The sequence below is a fragment of the Phaeobacter sp. G2 genome, from assembly GCA_025163595.1.
In the GTDB taxonomy this organism is placed as follows: domain Bacteria; phylum Pseudomonadota; class Alphaproteobacteria; order Rhodobacterales; family Rhodobacteraceae; genus Pseudophaeobacter.
Window position 1 is genome coordinate 35,931 of the sequence record CP104101.1, and the last position, 18,018, is coordinate 53,948.

At 60.6% G+C, this 18,018-nt stretch carries 17 protein-coding genes; 6 read left to right on the forward strand and 11 right to left on the reverse strand.

The features are described 5' to 3' along the window. Positions 1-79 precede the first annotated feature (79 nt). The 6 genes from N1037_19825 (at position 80) to N1037_19850 (ending at position 7,586) form a co-directional block, all read left to right on the forward strand. Positions 80-1,318, forward strand: coding sequence for a nucleotidyltransferase (locus N1037_19825; protein ID UWS81524.1), 1,239 nt, complete (start codon positions 80-82; stop codon positions 1,316-1,318). Continuing rightward, the gene (locus N1037_19830; protein UWS81525.1) at positions 1,318-3,036 is read left to right on the forward strand and encodes a ThiF family adenylyltransferase; all 1,719 of its coding nucleotides are present in this window, start codon (positions 1,318-1,320) and stop codon (positions 3,034-3,036) included. The genes N1037_19825 and N1037_19830 overlap by 1 nt, the downstream gene beginning before the upstream one ends. Beyond that, complete coding sequence (locus N1037_19835; protein UWS81526.1) at positions 3,026-3,538, forward strand: Mov34/MPN/PAD-1 family protein; 513 nt, start codon at positions 3,026-3,028, stop codon at positions 3,536-3,538. Before N1037_19830 ends, N1037_19835 begins: the two co-directional genes overlap by 11 nt. Before the next feature lie 92 nt (positions 3,539-3,630). Beyond that, a complete protein-coding gene (locus N1037_19840) occupies positions 3,631-4,758 on the forward strand; it encodes an SAVED domain-containing protein (GenBank protein ID UWS81527.1) in 1,128 nt (375 codons plus the stop codon). 127 nt (positions 4,759-4,885) lie between these two features. Continuing rightward, positions 4,886-6,427 (forward strand): nucleotidyltransferase, encoded by a 1,542-nt coding sequence (locus N1037_19845; protein UWS81528.1) that lies wholly within the window; start codon positions 4,886-4,888, stop codon positions 6,425-6,427. 16 nt (positions 6,428-6,443) lie between these two features. After that, positions 6,444-7,586, forward strand: a complete 1,143-nt coding sequence (locus tag N1037_19850) for an SAVED domain-containing protein (protein UWS81529.1) — start codon at positions 6,444-6,446, stop codon at positions 7,584-7,586. Between the two features lie 226 nt (positions 7,587-7,812). On the opposite strand, the gene virB11 is transcribed toward N1037_19850, so the two are convergent. The 11 genes from virB11 to N1037_19905 all read right to left on the reverse strand — a co-directional run bounded on the left by virB11 (position 7,813) and on the right by N1037_19905 (position 17,929). Then, positions 7,813-8,793 carry a P-type DNA transfer ATPase VirB11 gene (gene virB11, locus N1037_19855; GenBank protein UWS81582.1) on the reverse strand — a complete coding sequence of 327 codons (981 nt, stop codon included), beginning with the start codon at positions 8,791-8,793 and terminating at the stop codon, positions 7,813-7,815. Between the two features lie 82 nt (positions 8,794-8,875). After that, a complete protein-coding gene (locus N1037_19860; protein UWS81530.1) occupies positions 8,876-10,318 on the reverse strand; it encodes a type IV secretion system protein B10 in 1,443 nt (480 codons plus the stop codon). 2 nt (positions 10,319-10,320) lie between these two features. Then, positions 10,321-11,055, reverse strand: a complete 735-nt coding sequence (locus N1037_19865) for a TrbG/VirB9 family P-type conjugative transfer protein (protein UWS81531.1) — start codon at positions 11,053-11,055, stop codon at positions 10,321-10,323. Between the two features lie 5 nt (positions 11,056-11,060). After that, positions 11,061-11,741: a type IV secretion system protein gene (locus tag N1037_19870; protein UWS81532.1), complete on the reverse strand. Its 681-nt coding sequence runs from the start codon at positions 11,739-11,741 to the stop codon at positions 11,061-11,063. Between the two features lie 17 nt (positions 11,742-11,758). After that, the gene (locus N1037_19875) at positions 11,759-12,772 is read right to left on the reverse strand and encodes a type IV secretion system protein (protein ID UWS81533.1); all 1,014 of its coding nucleotides are present in this window, start codon (positions 12,770-12,772) and stop codon (positions 11,759-11,761) included. After that, positions 12,773-13,207, reverse strand: coding sequence for a hypothetical protein (locus tag N1037_19880; GenBank protein ID UWS81534.1), 435 nt, complete (start codon positions 13,205-13,207; stop codon positions 12,773-12,775). After that, positions 13,204-13,971, reverse strand: a complete 768-nt coding sequence (locus N1037_19885; GenBank protein UWS81535.1) for a type IV secretion system protein — start codon at positions 13,969-13,971, stop codon at positions 13,204-13,206. The genes N1037_19880 and N1037_19885 overlap by 4 nt, the downstream gene beginning before the upstream one ends. Continuing rightward, positions 13,968-15,080: a lytic transglycosylase domain-containing protein gene (locus N1037_19890; protein UWS81536.1), complete on the reverse strand. Its 1,113-nt coding sequence runs from the start codon at positions 15,078-15,080 to the stop codon at positions 13,968-13,970. Before N1037_19890 ends, N1037_19885 begins: the two co-directional genes overlap by 4 nt. Continuing rightward, positions 15,077-15,286 carry a hypothetical protein gene (locus N1037_19895; GenBank protein ID UWS81537.1) on the reverse strand — a complete coding sequence of 70 codons (210 nt, stop codon included), beginning with the start codon at positions 15,284-15,286 and terminating at the stop codon, positions 15,077-15,079. Before N1037_19895 ends, N1037_19890 begins: the two co-directional genes overlap by 4 nt. Beyond that, positions 15,283-17,661, reverse strand: a complete 2,379-nt coding sequence (locus tag N1037_19900) for a type IV secretion system protein B4 (protein UWS81538.1) — start codon at positions 17,659-17,661, stop codon at positions 15,283-15,285. Before N1037_19900 ends, N1037_19895 begins: the two co-directional genes overlap by 4 nt. Next, positions 17,651-17,929, reverse strand: coding sequence for a VirB3 family type IV secretion system protein (locus tag N1037_19905; GenBank protein UWS81539.1), 279 nt, complete (start codon positions 17,927-17,929; stop codon positions 17,651-17,653). The genes N1037_19900 and N1037_19905 overlap by 11 nt, the downstream gene beginning before the upstream one ends. Positions 17,930-18,018: the final 89 nt, after the last annotated feature.

An 18,018-nucleotide genomic window follows, 5' to 3' on the forward strand; every position in this document is an offset into this window, starting at 1 on the left:
ACGGCTCCGCAAAAAGGTTGAAAAGTCGGGGCCAAACGAACATCTTTAAGTTGAGGTCATTTGAGTTAGGAAGTTGATGATGAACACGAGTTCGAACATAGGTTTTGGCTATAACGTCGCGATTGAAAAGCTCGCTGAAGAATTGGCCGTGCCGCAAGATCGCTTTGATCAAGCAGAAAGACGCTACAAGGACCTTGGCGAGTTTTTGCACCGAGATGAGTCCAAAGTTCGTGATTATGATCCCGATGTCTATATCCAAGGCTCTTTCGCGCTCGGCACACCGATCAAGCCGACATCCAAGGACGAAGATTACGATCTCGACATAGTTGTCTCGTTCCGGTCGCTGACGAAAGCGCAAATTTCCCAAGCTGATCTGCGCGCCCTTCTGCTGACTGAACTCACGGCGTATCGCGATGCGCGAGGGATCAAGAATGAGGTAAGCGATGAGCCTAGAAGATGCTGCACCTTGACCTACGCAGATGGTGCACAATTCCACATGGACGTATTGCCGGCTGTGCCGAACGAGGCAAACATGCGTGCCGTTCTTTCTTCCTACCTCGCGGATCAGGCGCTTGCGGAAGGTGCGATTGCCATCACCGATAAAGACAAGACTAGCACATACCGTATCATCACGGATGATTGGCCCCGAAGCAATCCCAGGGGCTTTGCCGCATGGTTCAAGTCGAGGCAGATCGAACAACTAAATGAACGTCGCAGGGCATTCCTCGACGCCCAAGGCAAAGTGACAGCGAGTGTGGAGGACGTCCCGGTGTTTCGGGTGCGAACGCCTCTTCAGTCATCCATCATGATCTTGAAGCGTCACAGGGATGAGTGGTTCGCGGAGCGGGATCCGGACCTGAAGGTTATTAGTGTGATCCTCACGACGCTCTCAACCCATGCCTATGCAGGCGAAGCAAGGGTATCGGATGCAATTGCCAAGATTTTGAGGGACATGCATCTCGCGATCGAAGAACGGAATGGGGTGTCATGGATCGCCAACCCTACGGACCCTTCAGAAAATTTTGCGGATAGGTGGGAAAAATTTCCGGAGCGCCGGGAATCCTTCTTCAAGTGGCTGGAGGCTGCTCGAACGGATTTTGGTACCGTTCAAAGGTTCAGTGACACATATATTGTTCTAAACGAGCTCTCACGAAATCTTGGAAGCACCCTCGTTGAAGGTGCGCGCTCGAGGGTAGCGGCATCTGCGGGGTCACGTGCGGCATCCGTTGCTCCTGCCGCTGCAGCCGGGGCTTCTGCGCCCGGTCTCGTTTTTGGTGGTGAGGATCGGAGGCCGACGGAGCCAAAAGGTTTTGGTTGATGGACTTCACAGCCGGCGAAGCGCGGCTAATCCGTGAGTGTGAAGAGCTCGCTGACCTAGCCGCGGCATCAGATTGGCTGGAAGAACCCCAATTCGGCAAAAACGCCGATGGCCTGCTGACTTGGTCGTTTGTTCTGCTCGCCAGGGAGCGTCGCATTCCATTGCGGCTGGTTTTCCCGGCACTTTTTCCAGATCTGCCACCATTTGTACTTCCAGCCGACAGCTCGGTCCGGCTATCCCAGCACCAGTATGGCGAGGGTGGCGAACTATGCCTTCAGTATAGACCGGATAACTGGCACCCCGACTGCAAAAGCACGGATGTGGTCCGGAGTGCCAAAGCACTTCTCGAGGCAACCCCAAAGGACGATGCTTTCTCAGACGTGGAAAGCGCTCATCCAGCCGACTTACCTTCTTTGCTCTCGGGGTGCTCCCGGCGCTTCATGCTACCGCCTGACACCGCACGGCTTTTAAGGTTGCGCCTTGCCGGACACGCAACCGATATTCATATGACTTTGGAGCGCCGGGTTGGGGGTTCTGAAGTTCTTGTTGCTCGCATCGCGAGCATCGGGCTGGATTCTGGTTTACGGGTGCCGATTGATGGTGCGGGATTTGGGGGAAGGGTGGTTCCTGGGGTCCTATATCGATTGCCCGATATTCGACAAATTCCAGATCTGCATCCCGAAGAGTTGAAGGGGCTCTTGTACCAGTACCTACCTTCATGGCTCCGTAAATGGGTAGAAGACGCCGGCGACATGTTGGTTGTCATGTCAAATGGTAGGCGAGAGGTATTGTTGCGCGTTCGGCACAATGGATCGAAACGAAAGATTGACCTGTTTCATACCTTTGAACCGCCGAAAGCTAGAGAACGCCGACTCCACGGGAAGATGTTTCGAGAATCTAGCATCTGCATCATTGGCGCAGGTTCGCTGGGATCAAAAGTGGCCGCCAGTCTTGCGCGCGAAGGCGTCGGTCATTTCATGTTGCTGGATAATGATGTTCTTTGGTCCGACAACTTGGTTCGAAACGAACTCGATGAAATGGATGTGGGGCATCACAAGGCAGTTTCTCTAAGGCACAGATTGTTGCGAATAAATCCGGCAGTGAAAGTCGGTGCTTTGGGTATGAGTCTGACGTCTCAATCCGCTGTCCAGCATATTGCTCAGTTGAGCGAGATCATAAGCACTTGTGATCTCGTCATAGATACGACGGCTGATAGCGGAGTGTTTCGAATGGCAGCGGCCATTTGCACGCAGAAGCGTAAACCCCTCGTTTGGGGACGAGTCTACGCGGGAGGGCTCGGAGGATTGATTGCACGAAGTATCCCGTCTGAAGATCCGCCACCACTGACCGCTGCAACTCAATTGCGAGCATGGTGCGACGAGAAAGGTATGGCACCGCCAGAGGGCCGCGAGCACAATTACGGGGTGCAAGGTGATGGCGACGATGAACCCCTCTTCGCTTCTGACGGCGATGTGGGTGTCATTGCCAATAGGCTGGCACGTCACGCCCTAGACGCCCTGGAAATCACAGAGATGAGAGTTCATCCGGAACCTGCCTACTTTATCGGGCTGCGCAAAGGTTGGATCTTTGAACATCCCTTCGACACCCACCCAGTTATTTTCGCTCCTCACGAAGGATGGGAAAAGGGCAGCACTAGTTGTGCAGAAGAGGGCGTTGAACGCGTCATGACTCACCTTGGAGTACAAGATGACGCTTAGCCTCACAGTCTCACGCTCGCAGCTTGCTAAAATGCAGACCCACCTCAAGAAGGGCGGCAACCGCGAGATCGGCGGGTGGTTGGTTGCAGAACAGACAGCTCCGGGAAAATTTGATCTCGTCGGTTTGACCGTCGATCTTGAGGCAGGGACACGAGATCGTTTCGATAGTTTACCTGAGCCCCACTCACAACAGATGGATCGAATCTTGCTGGAGAACAGCGGTCGCGCTGGACGGGTTGACTATCTTGGCGAGTGGCACTCGCACCCGACATTCCCACCAATACCTAGCGAGATCGACGTGGCCGCGATGACGGATATGGTAGAAAACAGCGGACCTTCGTTTGCGGCGTTGGTAATCGTCCGTCTAATCGCCAACGCCTCGATTCAGGCTACTATTACCACGTTTCAACGTGGCCAATTGCCCGAGGCCGGCCAGTTGATAATTGCGGATGAAGTTTCAGAAGCTGAATTTGGCGAGGGTTGGCAACTGCCGGAACACTAGCATCATTCGGTAGCCTGAAATTGGTTGGGTCCTCGACTGACCATCCCATCGTAACTCGCTGTGGCGGCACTATTCAAAAATGGAGCAGAAAATTGTCTAGTTCAAACATCCCAGCCAAGATTCAGACCCAATTGTGGGCTTTGGCGGCGGGTCGATGTGAATTTTCAGGATGCAACAAGCTCCTTGTCGGGGATCTAATCGCTGGCAAGGAAGACGGAAAGTTCGGTTTCATCGCGCATATTGTGGCAGATAGCGAGAATGGTCCGAGGGGTGACAAAGTCCGTTCGCCACTTCTCGCCCGCGACATCAGCAACCTGATGCTAATGTGTCCCGTCCATCACAAGGAAATCGACGTAGATCACGTGGACGACTATCCGGAAGAAACGCTCGTGGCAATGAAGCGCGAGCACGAAGAGCGGATCGAGACTGTTACAGATATGGACTCTGACCGCGCAGCTCATGTGCTCCGTTTCGCGGCAACTATCGGCCAGATGGACTCGCTGGTTTCCACCAAAGCCATCTTTGCCGCTATGCCGCCCGACAGACATCCGGCGGAGCGACGAACCATCGACATCGAGCTAAATTCCGAAATCAAGGATGATGAACCGGGATTTTGGGGCATGCAAAGCGCGCATCTGCATCGTCAGTTTCAACGCAAGGTGAAGGAGCGGATAGAGCAGAAGGAGATCCTTCAGTTGAGTGTGTTTGCGCTTGCTCCGCAGCCTCTTCTCATTGAGCTCGGTACATTGCTGGGTGACATCATGCCCGTGTGTGTTCACCAAAAATATCGCGAGCCATCTACTTGGAAATGGCAACTCCACCAGCCGTCGATAAATTTCAAAATTGGCGAGTACTCTGGGCCGAAGGACGTACCAGTCGCCCTCAAGCTGGCGCTCAGCGCGACCGTAGATGATCAGAGAATTCGCTCGGTTCTGGGCGATAACGCTGCAATCTGGTCGATCACGGCAGAGGATCCTCATAACGACATCATGCGAAGACAGGACGATCTTGCAATCTATAAGACTCACCTTCGCAGGCTCTTTGATCGGATCAAGGCCCACCACGGCGAGGATGCGACTATCAACGTATTTCCTGTTCTTCCGGCTTCCGCGGCTGTCGAAACGGGTCGCTCTCGAATGCCCAAAGCCGATCTGCCTTTGGTGATCTACGATCAAAAACCGGGGAAGGGGTTCGAGCCAACGATCAAGATTAGCGCTTAGGCCATTGTAAATCACCGAGCGCAAATTTTTCATACCTTCGCGGGATTGGCCGCCTCTCTTCTACTCAGCCCTGCCTTCGCCAAATCAGTAGACGACGGGCACCAGCACCGTATGGAGGTTTAATATAATGGAATTCCCTTTGACGAATACCAGGCCTGTTGATCAATTATTGGAAGACTTAGTTGAGGAGCTTCAGGTCTCGCCCGGTCGGTATGAACAGGCTGAGCGCAGTTACAAGTCGCTCGGCGAGTGGTTGCACCGGCCGGACTCGACTGTTCGGGATGGCAGTCCCGACGTGTATGTGCAGGGTTCATTTCGGCTGGGGACTGCAATACGGCCCGCGTCAGACGAAGAAGACTATGACATCGATATGGTCTGCCGCCTCGATTACGAGAAGTCGGCACTGACCCAGGCAGAGCTGAAACGTCGCGTTGGCGTCGAAGTCAAAGCCTATGCCCGGCGATATGGCATGAGCAAACCCGAAGACGGGCGCCGTTGTTGGACCCTGGTCTACGCAGATGGCGCACAGTTTCACATGGATGTCCTGCCTGCGGTGCCTGACTTCGAGAAGCGGCGCTATCTGAGTGAAGCGGGCCCCGCGCTTGCCCGACTGGGGGCAACTGCGCTCGCGATCACAGACAAGGAACACGACGGCTTCCGGCAGGAAGGCGGCCGCTGGCCGCGCAGCAATCCCAAAGGCTATGCGCTCTGGTTTCGCGATCGGATGGGCCAGGCGTTCAGAAGTCGTGCTCTCAACGAGGCGCGCAGGATGCAGGCCAGCGTTGAGGATGTTCCTGCATGGCGGGTGCGTACCCCTCTGCAGGGCGCTATCCAGATCCTTAAACGCCATCGCGATCTCATGTTCAGCGACCGGCCGGATGACAAGCCGATCTCCATCCTGATCACGACCCTTGCTGCACATGCCTATAACCAGGAGGAACGCCTATCCGATGCGCTGTTCTCGATCCTTCACGGAATGGACCGGTATATTACCCGTCGCAATGGCGTGGACTGGGTCGAAAACCCGGCCGACCCCGAGGAAAATTTTGCTGACAAGTGGGAAAAGCACTCCGAACGCCGGGACGCATTCCATGAGTGGCTTCAGCAGGCCCGCAGCGATTTTGCATCGGCAGACCAGGCTCTCACTGCCGACGGTGTTGGTGCCGTCCTCAGCGAACGCATGGGGCAGGGGCTGGTCGAACGCGCACTGGGGCGTCGCAATCCGGTCAGGAAACCGGGTGTTCCCGCGCGGCTGGTCCGTGCGGTGAATCTAGTCCTTGCGCCAGCCTATATGCGAAGACCGCGATGGCCGCAGGCTGCGGAAGGCAGCGTGACTATTCGTACGGCGAGCTTCACGCAGCAGGGATTCAGGCCGCAGAGCTTCGTGAGCAATGCCGCGCCGCTTCCCAGAAATTGCAGCCTGCGCTTTGAGGCGGACACAACGGTGACCGGGCGTTTCAAGGTCTACTGGCAGATCGTGAACACCGGAAGGGAAGCCGAGGATGCGGATTGCCTGCGTGGGGGCTTCAGCCCGGACGCGGCGGTCCGGGGAGGTCTGTCCCATTCTGAGAGCACCCTCTATCGGGGCCAGCACAGCATTGAGTGTTTCATTGTGAAGAATGGCAAACTGGCCGCGCGCAGCGGTCAGTTCATCGTGAATATTGGCTGATCCGGAGGCTGAGGACATGTCTTTCTGGCGCAAACATGGTGACCGGTTTTTCGATGGATTGATCACCTATGTCTTCCGGATCCCGTCCTGGCCGTCGAGGTTGCTGCGTGCCGGTGTCACATTGATCGTCGCCGGGTTGGGCGTCGGCGGGCTGTCCGGTGATCTTTCCTGGATCGATGCGGACCGCGTCCTGCGGCTGGCCGTGCAGGCGGATGGTGGCGGGCTATCGGTCTACTGGTCCCAGATCACCGTCTTCTTCGGCATTCTGCTCCTCGCTGCGGGAGGTGTCCTTGGTGTGATCGATCACATCGCCGACCGGCGGCAGCTCAGGAAGCAGAGCGTGGTTGTGCTGGAGCACCGCGGGCTGCACCAGACCGTTGATACTCCCCTTGCCTCTGCCGTGCCGAAGCACCTGAACGGCCGTATCGATCTCCTGCCGGTCGACCACCGGCAGTCGACCTCAACGAGTCAGATCAGCAGTCCCGAAGATGCACTCTCACAGATTGCCGGGTTGCGGCAACAGCTTCGTCAGAAGCGTGATGCGGCGGGTCCTGGCAACGTCAGGCTGGTCTACGGTGGCATGGCTCCGGTTCCGCTGACGTTCCTGACCGGTATGATGGTTGGCAATGAAGCCGGTCTCACCGTGATGGACTGGGATCGTTTCGCAGAAAAATGGCGCGAACCTGACGGCGAAGATGACGGAGACCGGTTCGGCGTTTTCGGAGACGAAGGTCTGAAGGATGATGTTTCGGAGGTAGCTTTGGCCGTCGCTGTTTCCTACCCGTCGGACGCAGACGGTATCAGGGCGACTCTCGGTGATATGCCTCTGATCCGCCTCGCTTTGCCAACTCTGAGCACGACGGCGCACTGGTCTGCCGACAAGCAATCTGCCATGGCGAAAGACTTCACAGATCTTCTGGGTGACCTCATGGCGAAAGGGGTCAAACGCGTTCACCTGTTCATCGCAGCCCCCAACAGCGTTGTATTCACTCTGGGCCGGCACCTCGATGACAGGCTGCATCCCGAGGTGCTGGTTTACCAGTACGAGCGTTCTGCGTCGCCGCCGTTTCCCTGGGCGGTTCAGATGCCCACCCACGGGCGGAGTGCAGCGCAGATTGTCAGAAGTGTCGCGATAGCAATCCCTTCCACAGCGAACTGACGAATTACTGGTGACTTGCGGCGAGGTAGGCGCATCATGTTTGATGAGCAAGCCGGCTCTAGCGAGGAACGCTACGGTCGAGAAACTCCTCTATTTAGCTGGTAATCCCATGTTTTTGTGGGGGGATTACCAGTTCACCGCCCTAAAGAAGTCCGCTTCGGGTATTGGAAGGCAAGGCCAGCGTCGCGCTGTCGCAAATCCGCTCAGCGCCTTTGTTCTGGGGCTTTCAAGACCCCGGCAGATAGAACTCCGTAATCCCCCGTTTCCCCTCGGCGCGCCCAAGCTGCACGATCACATCGATGGATTTCCGGATGTACTCCCGCACTTCGGCAAATGTCAGCGGTGTGCCAGCCTGCAGCACCATGATCGCCAGCCGGTCGATGGCCAGTTCCGCGGTTTCGGCGTGGATGGTTGAGACCGACCCGCCATGGCCGGTGTTAATGGCTTCGAGATAGGTCAGGGCCTCGGCCCCGCGCAACTCGCCGACGATGATCCGATCGGGGCGCATACGGAGGGAGGCTTGAAGGAGAGCGTTGGCGCTGCGTTGCGAGCCGGCACCGCGGTCGGCCAGGAGGGCGACGGTGTTCGGCTGGCCGGGGAAGAGCTCGAAGGCGTCTTCGATGGTAATCAGCCGCTCGTGCTCGCTCACATGGGTCAGGAGATGGCGGGCGAAGGTTGTTTTGCCGGTCGAGGTGCCGCCACTGATCAGGACGTTAAGCCGTGCCTCGACCAGGGTCTGTAGGGCAGCTTCGAGGTTCTCTTCGGCGAGACTGGAAATGTTCTTCATCTTCTCGGCTCGGAGCGCGTCGAGCGAGACGGCCTTGCCGAAGAGATAGGCAGGAGCGTAGTCCCGGACGCTGCCCGAGGCGAAGAGACGGATGGTGATCGAGGCCCCGCGGTCGATGGCGGGCGGCACGGCGACCTGGACCCGAAGCGGGCGGCCCGCGTATTCTACTTTGCCGGAGACGAGCGGGTTCTTTTCAGAAACGCGGGCCTTGGCGTCGCCGACGATGGTCTGGGCCATGTTGAGGGCAGTGGTCCGGTCCACGGTCTGGACTTCGTGGCGCATGGTGGCGTCACCCGCGACCTCGAGCCAGACCTTGCCATCCGGGTTGATCGCGATCTCGACCACGTCATCGCGCCGCAGAAGGTCGCGGAACGGGTCGAGATAGCGCTCGAGGTAGGAGGCTGGCGACGCCTGATCCATCATTTCGGTGGTTCCGGTAATATTGAATCTGGTTTCGCTGCCTCTCGCCTGCGGCTCGAACGCGAAACCTGATGCTTCTTTTTCATTGTGAACCGGAACCCCCGTAAATCACCACATCCCTGTCCACGAGCACGGTGACCGAGGCGCCCTGATCGACATAGATTGTCGGCGCGATCGACACCTGGTCTGCAATGACCGATCCGACGGCATCCTGCAGGTCGCTGCCGACATCGCCAAGGACGATGCTTGTGGTTTCATTGTTGGCGCTTTCCGCCGCGACGGCCGGTGCCGCCCCGATCACGGAAATCAGTACCGCGCCGCCGAAGCGCTCGGCGAACTTGGTGTCGACCAGACCGGTGAGACCAGAGCGACCGAGTTGATCGCCACCAACGGCCGCGATTTCCATCGAGGTGCCGTCCGGGGTCAGGACGCGGGTCCAGAGGATCAGGATGCGCTTCTGGTGCATCTCAATCCCGGAGCGGTATTGGCCGAAAAGGCGGGAGCCCCGGGGGATCAGGATCCGGTCCCCGGAAAACGCCGGGACCGGCTCGGAGACGACCGCGACCACGGAGCCAGGCAGATCGCTGTTGATGGCGGTCTGAAGCGCGGCCTGGATGACGGACCCCTGGGTTAGCGTGCGCTCGGGATGGGTGAGGCGGGCGGCCTCTTGTACCTCGAGCGGTCGCGCGCTTTGCAGGAACTGCTCGTTGCCCGAGAGGACCGGCCCGCCAGTGCCAGCGGCAGCAGGATCGGCCACCGCAGCGCCACTTTGGCCACCGCGCGGTCCGTCGGCATAGACCACCGCTGGGGACTTGATCTGCGCGGTCAGAAGCTCTTCGGCGACGCGCTCGGCCTCGCGCTGACGCTGTTCCTCTTCTTGCCGACGGCGCTCTTCGAGAAGCCGCTGATCGGCGATCAGCCCCTCACGGTCGAGCTCGGCCTCGAGCCCCTCGCGCTGCGCCCGTTCGGCATCGAGCATGGCCTGCAGCCCCTCGATACGGGTCTCGGTCTGGCGCTGCAGGTTGGCCAATTCGGTTTCCTTCTCGGCGATGAGTGCTTCCAATGCCGCTTTCTGTTCGTCGAAGGCTTCGCGCAGGTCCGCGACTGCGGATTGGATTTCTGAATTGCGGGCGGCCTGGCTGGCGGCGAGGGCCTCGCGCAGCTTGGCGATCTCGGCCAACACGTCGGCGCTTGGCTCCGGGGCAGTGGCTGCGGGCACGTCGAGCGCTTCCTCGACCGCGATCAGCGCATCATTGACTCGTTGCTCGGTCTCGTCGGGCGGGAACTCCAGCCGCCCGCCGGTGCCGGGGCGGCGGTCCTGGAAGGCCTCGACATCGGAGGTCTCAAGCGCGCTATCGCCTTCCTGCAAGCCGGTGGCCAGAAAATACGCGACCCCGGCGCCGCCAAGGGCGAGGGCAGCGGCGAGCGCGCCGACCCCGAGGCTGTTGCCCCGGCGTTTGGATTTGCCGCGCTGGCTGAACTGGTCGAGACGGTCCTGCAGGTCGGGAGGGGTTTGATCGGCCATGGTCAGTTGCTCACGTAAATCGCGCTTTCGTCGCGGGCGGCGCAGATCGCCTCGTCGCCGATACGCAGCGTCCAGTAGGTGTTCACCCCGAGCACGCGGACGGTGTTGCCCTGTTGGGTCCAGTTCACCGTGCGCTCGCGGCCCTGATCGTCGGCTTTGAAGAGAGCAGGCTGACGGGCGTTTTCCGGGAAGACGAAATACGTATAGCGCCCGTCGTCATAGATATGGCTGGGGCGGAAATCCCCTTCGCCCGAGACGCGGTAGTTATAGTTGCGCGGTGCCTCGAAGCCTTTCGGCTGGGTTGCACCCGCCGCGCGGCGTTCTTCGTCGGGGTAGCGGAAGCGCACCTCGAAGAACATACCGGTGCGGTTCGGGATCGAGCCCTCGCGCAGATGGAAGGAATAGGTGCGGCGATTGGTGATCACCGTCATGTTGGTCGAGGCTTGCGCCACATGCGGTTTGATCGTCAGCACGTTGCCAAGCTCGGGGATCGGGTCGACCTGGAAGCTTTCTGTGTCGCCGACAATCACAGCCTCAAACCGCTCGCCCGCCCCGAAATGAATCGTGGTCGAATGCCGAAGATCGGTTTCGATCCGGTAGACCTGGTTCTCGTTATAGACGGCGGTGCGGATGCGGATGTCGAGCGGTCCGCCTTGGGGGGTGGCTTCCGCATTGGCGGCAACTGGAAGGGCAAGCGCTAGGAGAAGTGTGGAAAGGAGCGCGGGCAGGGATTTCATCTTGGTCAGTTCTCCAGGGTCTCGGCGTCGACGCGGTAGGAGGTCACCACGAAGCCCAAGGGGTTGGCCCAGACATCCTGAAGGCGCTGGCGGGTTTCGGGTTGGAAGTCGTAGCCGACGGTTGCGACGTAAGACCGGGTCACGGTGCGGGTGTCGCGGGGGCGGCGCAGCGTGCGGGTGAAGCGGACCTGGGCCACGCCGCGCTCGATCTGGTTCACCGACTTGATCACCACCTCGATCTTGGCGTCGCGTCCGTAGATCGTGATCGGGTAGTCTTCATTGGTCGAAGACCAGAGATCACGCAGCGTACGGGCGGCATCTCCATCCGAGCGGTCCAGCACCGAGTTGATGCGTTGCTCGCCATCGGTCAGGTCATAGGTTTCGCGGTCATCGACGTAGGCCACGAGATTGGCCTGGATGATGGCATCGCTTTCCGACAGCGTCAGGGCCTGGACGGCGGCGACCCGGTCCATCTCGCCGGTTTCCTTGTCGACCACGACCACGAAGGTTTCGGTCGTCTTGAGGGGAAAGAGGCTTGCGCCCGCGACCATGCCGGCGACACCAACTAACACGCCCGCAGCGGCGACAAACCAGGCGAAACGCTCGCGCCGCCGTGGCCCGTAGATGAAATCCGCTTCAAAAGCGTCGCGGTCTTGGCTCGCGGAAGGGGTTGCGGTTGTCTTCAAGTCAGTCGTCTTTCACATCAGGGTTTGCGGAAGGATTTGGCGGCGGAGAGGAGCGCGCCGGGGCTTTGGCGGATCATCTCGCCGGTCTTCACCACGCCCGCATTGGCCATCTGGTTCAGCTCATGCGGGGACTTGCCGGTGACGAGGCGCGAGGCGGTACCCGTGCCATACTCCCGCGTGTTCACGAATCCCTGACGTGCGAGGCCGGTCAGACCAACGGCGTTGGAGGCAATGCCCACCACGCCGGTGAGATTGGACGCGATATAGGGAACGGAAGCCATGATCCCGGCGCTGAGAATGAGGATCACGAGGAAGGGCAGGATGAGGCTGACGGTCTCGACATCGCCCGGATCGGCTGACGCATCCCCGATGGCTTCTGCTATGGCGACAATGATGCCAGCGGCCCCGGCGGCGGCGACGGGCATCAGCGCATAGCCGATGGTGGCGCGGGTCCAGGCCTCGAAGAGGGACTGGGTTGGCTTGAAAAGCGAGGTCACGATCATGAAAGGCGCGATCACGATCATCAGTGCGAAAACGATGCGGGCGAAGGCGATGATCCCGGCGGTGACGGCGGCGAAGACGGCGGAGAGGACGAAGAAGATCGCGCCGAGGACCGCGCCAAAGACCCAGCCTGCGCGGTCGCCGATCGTGTCGCCATAAGCGGTGATGCGGGCGACCATGTTGTCGAGGCTCTCATATACCCCGGCCTCATCGCCCGAGCCGGTAAGGGCAAGGATCGAGGCGCCGATGGAGTCGGGGACCTCCGTGACCACGCCATATATGACACTGAAATTGTCCCAGCTCTGCGCGAATATCCCAACCAGCGCCACTTTTATCCCGAAGGCAAAGCCCGTGCCGAAAGGCAGGGGGCGCAGTTGCATGACCGCGTTGATCCCGAGAAGCACGACAAGGAGGGTCGCACCTGCCGAGATGACATTGCCGACCGAGGCCGCGGAAGAAACAAAGCCGTCCTGTGCTACGGTGTTCACCGCGGCGTCGACCTGCCCGAGAATGTCCCGAATAACGCCCATTTACTCTTCACAGACCTCCGCAATCTGGGCTTCCAGCGCATCGGCCTTGGCGTAGAGGTCCAGCACCTTGAACGGCAGGCGCGGGTTGTCTGAGGTCTGGAACCGGGGCAGAGCGCCCAAAGCCTGATCCCAGATGAACTGGTCGAGCAGGCAAGTGCAGGTTTCTGAGGCGAGTGCCTCTTCGGCAATCAGGATACGCAGGATCGCGCGGTAGCCATTGCGCAGGTAAGCGGTTTCGGCGAGGTCTGCGGGCGGTTTCGGAACACGACATTCATCGGCTTCGTCCCGTTCGATGACCATCGAGGTGAAGGGCCGATCCTGACCTGATGCCGCGTCGGGGCGGAGGAGGAGAGCGACCGGGATAACAAGTGAAAGGCCGAGAAGTCCGGCTTCCATCACAGTGAAGCGGCTTGGGATGCGTTTGGAAGTCTTCATGGATCCACCGCCATCGAGCGGAACTTGCGCTCATCTGCAAGGGTCGCGGCATCGACAACGCCGAGCTGGCCGGCGCTGACGCCTTGCGCGGCTTCCAGACGCCAGATCTGGGTCAGGATGATCCCGAGCTCGGCGGTGACGCGGGTGTTGAGATCGACGGCTGCTTTCAGCCCGTCCTGATCGTCGATGAGCCCGACCATGGTCTGGAGCCGCTCAAGGCTTTGCCCCGCCTCTGAGTGGCTTTCTTGTGCCGCGACGGAGAGCATGGCGCTGGCCCCGGCCGAGGCGGCAATCCGGTTGTCGGCGGGTTGGTCAGAGCTTGAGAGTGTCCCCAGGCGTTCCGAGGTGAAGCCGCTGCCCGACAGCACGCGCTCGACTGAGGCTGACAGTTCCGCGCCGGGATTGAAGCCGCTCAGAAAATCACCGCTGGCCAAGGATTGCGCGGTGTTGAGCGGGGCCACCAGCTTGCCACGCAGCGCTCGGAATTCCTCGACCGTGGCAAAGAGTTCGCCGAGCCCGCTGCCTTCGATCAACGAGGTCAGTTGCGCCTCGAGGTTCGTGAGTTGCGACAGCTGGGTTTCCAACTCCAGACGCATGGTGGCGAGCTGCTGCATCTGGACATTCAGGTCCTCGGCCATGTGTTCGAGCTGCGCCACGAGTTGGCCAAGCTGCGATCCATCAAAGGTCGGCACGCCTTGAGCCGAGGCGGGCGAAGAAAACCCGAGTGTGGTGACCACCGCGGCGGTCAGGAGAAGCTGTCTCATTCGGGAACTCCCATCTGCATGAAGTCGCGCTCGGCCAGCCGGTCGGCGACGAGGTGCTGCGCGTAAGCCGCCTCGCGCTGCTGGTTTGCCGCCATCAGCCGGACGCGGAGATTGAGGATGCGACCGATCTCGGCCTTGGCGTAGGTGTTGAGCTCCCAGGCCGCCTTGGCATTGGGTTGCGCATCGATCTGCAGGATGATCGCGCGGAGGCGATTGATGACCTGTTCGGTCGTGGCGGAGCTGTCGGCGGCGTAATAGACGGCCGCCTCAGAGATGCTGGCATATTCGGCGAGCGCAAAGTCTGAAGGTGAGAGCGTGCCAAGCGCATCGGCACCGCCCACCACGGCGAGATACTCGTTGTAGAACTTCGAGATATTGCGAACGTAGCCTTGGGTCTCGGCAAAGGGCGGCACGCCGCCATATTCGATCACCCGGCCGGGGCCTGCGTTATAGGCCGCAAGTGCATGGGGGATGTTGCCGAAGCGGTTCAATTGCGTGGTGATGTAGCGGGCGCCACCGCGGAGGTTGTCCTTCACATCATAGCGGTCGACGCCGAGGTCAGACGCGGTGCCGGGCATGAGCTGGGTCAGACCATAGGCCCCGACCGGACTTTGTGCGGCGACATTGAAGCGGCTTTCCTGCTTGATCAGCGCCTGGAAGAGGCAGCGCCACTGAGTGGCCGAGAGACCTGCGCGGGACACACCGGGGGCGCCTGCGAATTCGCCCGCGACCTCGACGATCATCATCTCGACGGTCTCGCGGCCCTCGCCGAAAAGGCGGCTGTTCATCGGGCTCGGATCGGTATTGGGATAGACCGCCGCCACCCCGAAATCCGCATTGCCCTCGAGCGCGCGGATATCGAAGCCGGGACCGGTGATCGCCGCAGTCATCTCCTCGAGGACGCGCAACTGGTCGGCCTGGACATCAGCGAGCGTCGTCTCCGTGCGATCCTTGTCCTGCTGGACACCCAGATCCTCGGCCAGTGCCGTCACCCGCGCGATGGCACGACCGATCGCGGAATTATCCTGCGTCGGCACGCCCTGGGCGAGCGCGGGCAGGGCACCAAGACCGAGGCAGAGCCCGGCGGATATGATCGCCGCGCGCCTCATTCCGGACGGGGCAGGGGTTCGAAGCTGCAGTCGGGTTTGGCCGTCTCCTGAACCGGTGCGCCCATGGTCGAGAAGGAAAGCGCGGATCGCGTCACCTGCGGCTCGCCATTGCGTCCGAAGCAGGGCGAGGTTTTCTCGGTGTATTTCTCGCACGCGGCCAGAAGGCTCGCGGCGGCGCAAAGCGCGACAAGGGGTTTCGAACTCATATCACATGTCTCCAGAAATCGGGGTTGGCGCGCCAATCGGCGGGCACACGGGCCTCGCCGGTGGCGCCGCCGCCAAGGATGGGAAGGAGGTTGCCGAGCGCGGAGAGATCGGCATCGATGAAGACGCTGTCGCCCGCCGAGCGCACGAGCGCGATGCGCTGGCCAATGGTCGGCTGCACGAGGAGTGCCGCCTCCTTGGCATTCACGCGCAGGAAGTCGTAATCGGAGACCGTGGCGCGGTCGTTCGGGAAGAGGATCTGAGTTGGCACTGTTTCGACGATGGTCTTGCCGACGCGGCTGTCGCGCAATTGGCTCGGGTATTGCGTCATCATGATCACGACGCAGTTCATCTTCCTGAGCGTCACCAGCCAGTTTTCCAGCCGCGCCCCGAAGTAGGGATCGTCCAAGAGCTTCCAGGCCTCGTCGAGCACGATGATGGTGGGGCGGCGATCCTCGACCACGCGTTCGATCTGGCGGAAGATGTAGGAGAGCACCGCCATCCGCTCGGTGGTCATATCGAGGATCTCGGTCATGTCGAAGCCGATGATGTCGGAGGCCAGTTCAAGCCCGGCACCCTGTTCCGGCTCATCGAAGACCCATCCGTAGCGGCCGCCTGGGGCCCATTCGGCGACGCGGGACTGTAGCTCGCCATCGTCATCGAGCGACTGGAACAGGGTCTCGAAACTCGTGAAGCGCCGGAGCGAGCCCTCGGCATGGGCATTTTGCGAGACCGCGCTCTGGATATGGCGGGATTGCTCGCCGGTCAGGGTTCCGCCCCGGGAAAGAAGGGTCGCCAGCCAATCCGAGAGCCAGGCGCGGCCACGTTCGTCGATTTCGGTATCGAGGGGGTTCAAGCCCGTGGGCACACCGGCTCGGATTTCGTTATAGCGACCGCCAAGGGCGCGGACGGCCATCTCAAGACCGCGATCTTTGTCGAAGAAAAAGAGCCGCGCACCGACCCGCTGCGCTTGGGCTGCGAGGAAAGCAGTGGTCAGTGTCTTGCCGGTGCCAGTGCGCCCCAGCACAAGGGTATGGCCAACGGTTGGTTCCTTGCCGGGGCTGCCCGTCTCGTGGAAATTGAAGCGATAGCCCGAGGTGCCGACCGTGGGCAGGACCGAGATCGTCTGGCCCCAGGGCGACTGGTCCGGGCCACGCCCTTCGACGCTGCCATGCAGGGCTGCGAAGTCGGCGAAGTTGATCGAGGAGATCGGCGTCTTGCGCGCACGGTAGCCGAAGTTGCCGGGCGACTGCGCGAAGTAGGTGGCTTTCAGCGCCATGTTCTCGCGCACGATCACCGACATGATCTCCTGGCCGACGCGTTTGATCTGGGCGGCGGCGCGTTCCAGCGTGTCGCGGTCCGGCGCGTAGACCGCGATGGAGAGGTGATGGTCGCCAAAGGCGATACGCCCCGCCTCCTGGTCATCGGCGGCCTGGCCGAGCTGTTCCCGCAGGGAGACAGCGGCATCGTCGGAGGCATGCATCTGGCGGATGATCCGCTGGATGCGTTCGGCCATGATGTTGTTCGGGATCGGGCTGAAGGAGTTCGTCAGCACGATGTCGAGCGGCAGGTCGAGCGCGTCGAGGAGCGTGACATCCGTGAGGGCCGGATAGGTCTTCATCGAAAAGAGCGCGCCATATTTGACCTGACCGGTCACGGCATCGGTCAGGGTGACGACGTCGCCATCAAAGGTGGCGCGGCAGTTGCTCAAGGTATGCGAGAGGGGCAGGGCACTTTGCCCGTAGGCAATGGGAGAGAAGCTGCCGGCGTTCAGCGTGTTGAGGTAGCCCAGCCATTCACCGCCTGACTTTGTGAGCCGCACAGGGTTTGCCGAGGAGAGCGCCACCTCGAAGAAGCCCATGACCTCGTTGAGTTCCTGCATCCGTGTCGCGCGGTCCTTGACCCAGGCCTTGCGGGCCAGCGCACGTAGGAGGGGAATGCGCGCGGAGATGTCGGGGCGCCGGATGACGCTGAGATAGAGCTGGCGCTTGGCCGGGCGAAGGTCCTTCACATGGGACTGCCAGCGCGCGTCGATCGCAGCGGCGAAACTGTCGCCCTCGATGGGGCGCATCCCGAGATCCTGCGGCACAGAGATGCGGTGGATGTAGAAGCCGAAGGCATTGCCGGTCTGGGCGACGATGGCCGCGACCGCGCGTTTGAGCGCATCGAGCCGGGCGTCTTCGCTGGTCATCGGGTTGAGCCCGTCGAGGCGCAGGGTCGCGAGGAGATCGCCCTCGCGCAGCACCATGACATCGTCATCGGTGAGGCCAAAATACGGCAGGTGCTCGGCGAGATAGCTTTCCCGCGCGAACTCCCCGCCGCCGGCTTGATGCAGTGCGGCCCCAAAAGTGGACAGGGTGCCTGCATCACGCGCCAAAGCTGTCGCCTCCGTGCAGGGCCCGGTTCTTCGTCGGGCGGACCGTGCCGTAGGAGACGCGCAGCACCTCGAAGAAATGCGGCTCGCGGTCGGCCACGAACCAGAGGATCGGATAGGCAATGATCCCGATCAGGAAGAAGACCATCGACTTGGTCCAGATGAAGGGCAGAACGACCCCAGTCGCCAAAACCACCAGGTATCCGACAGGGAGACCCAGATACTTGGGGGGACGGGCGAGGCCCAGAAAAAGGGGGGATCGTTCTGCCAACTAGATGCTTTCCCGCTTAGCTGAAATGAAGAATCCGTAGGTCGTCTCGAGGCAGCGTTTGCCGAGCAAACGCGTTCGAGAGGAACGTA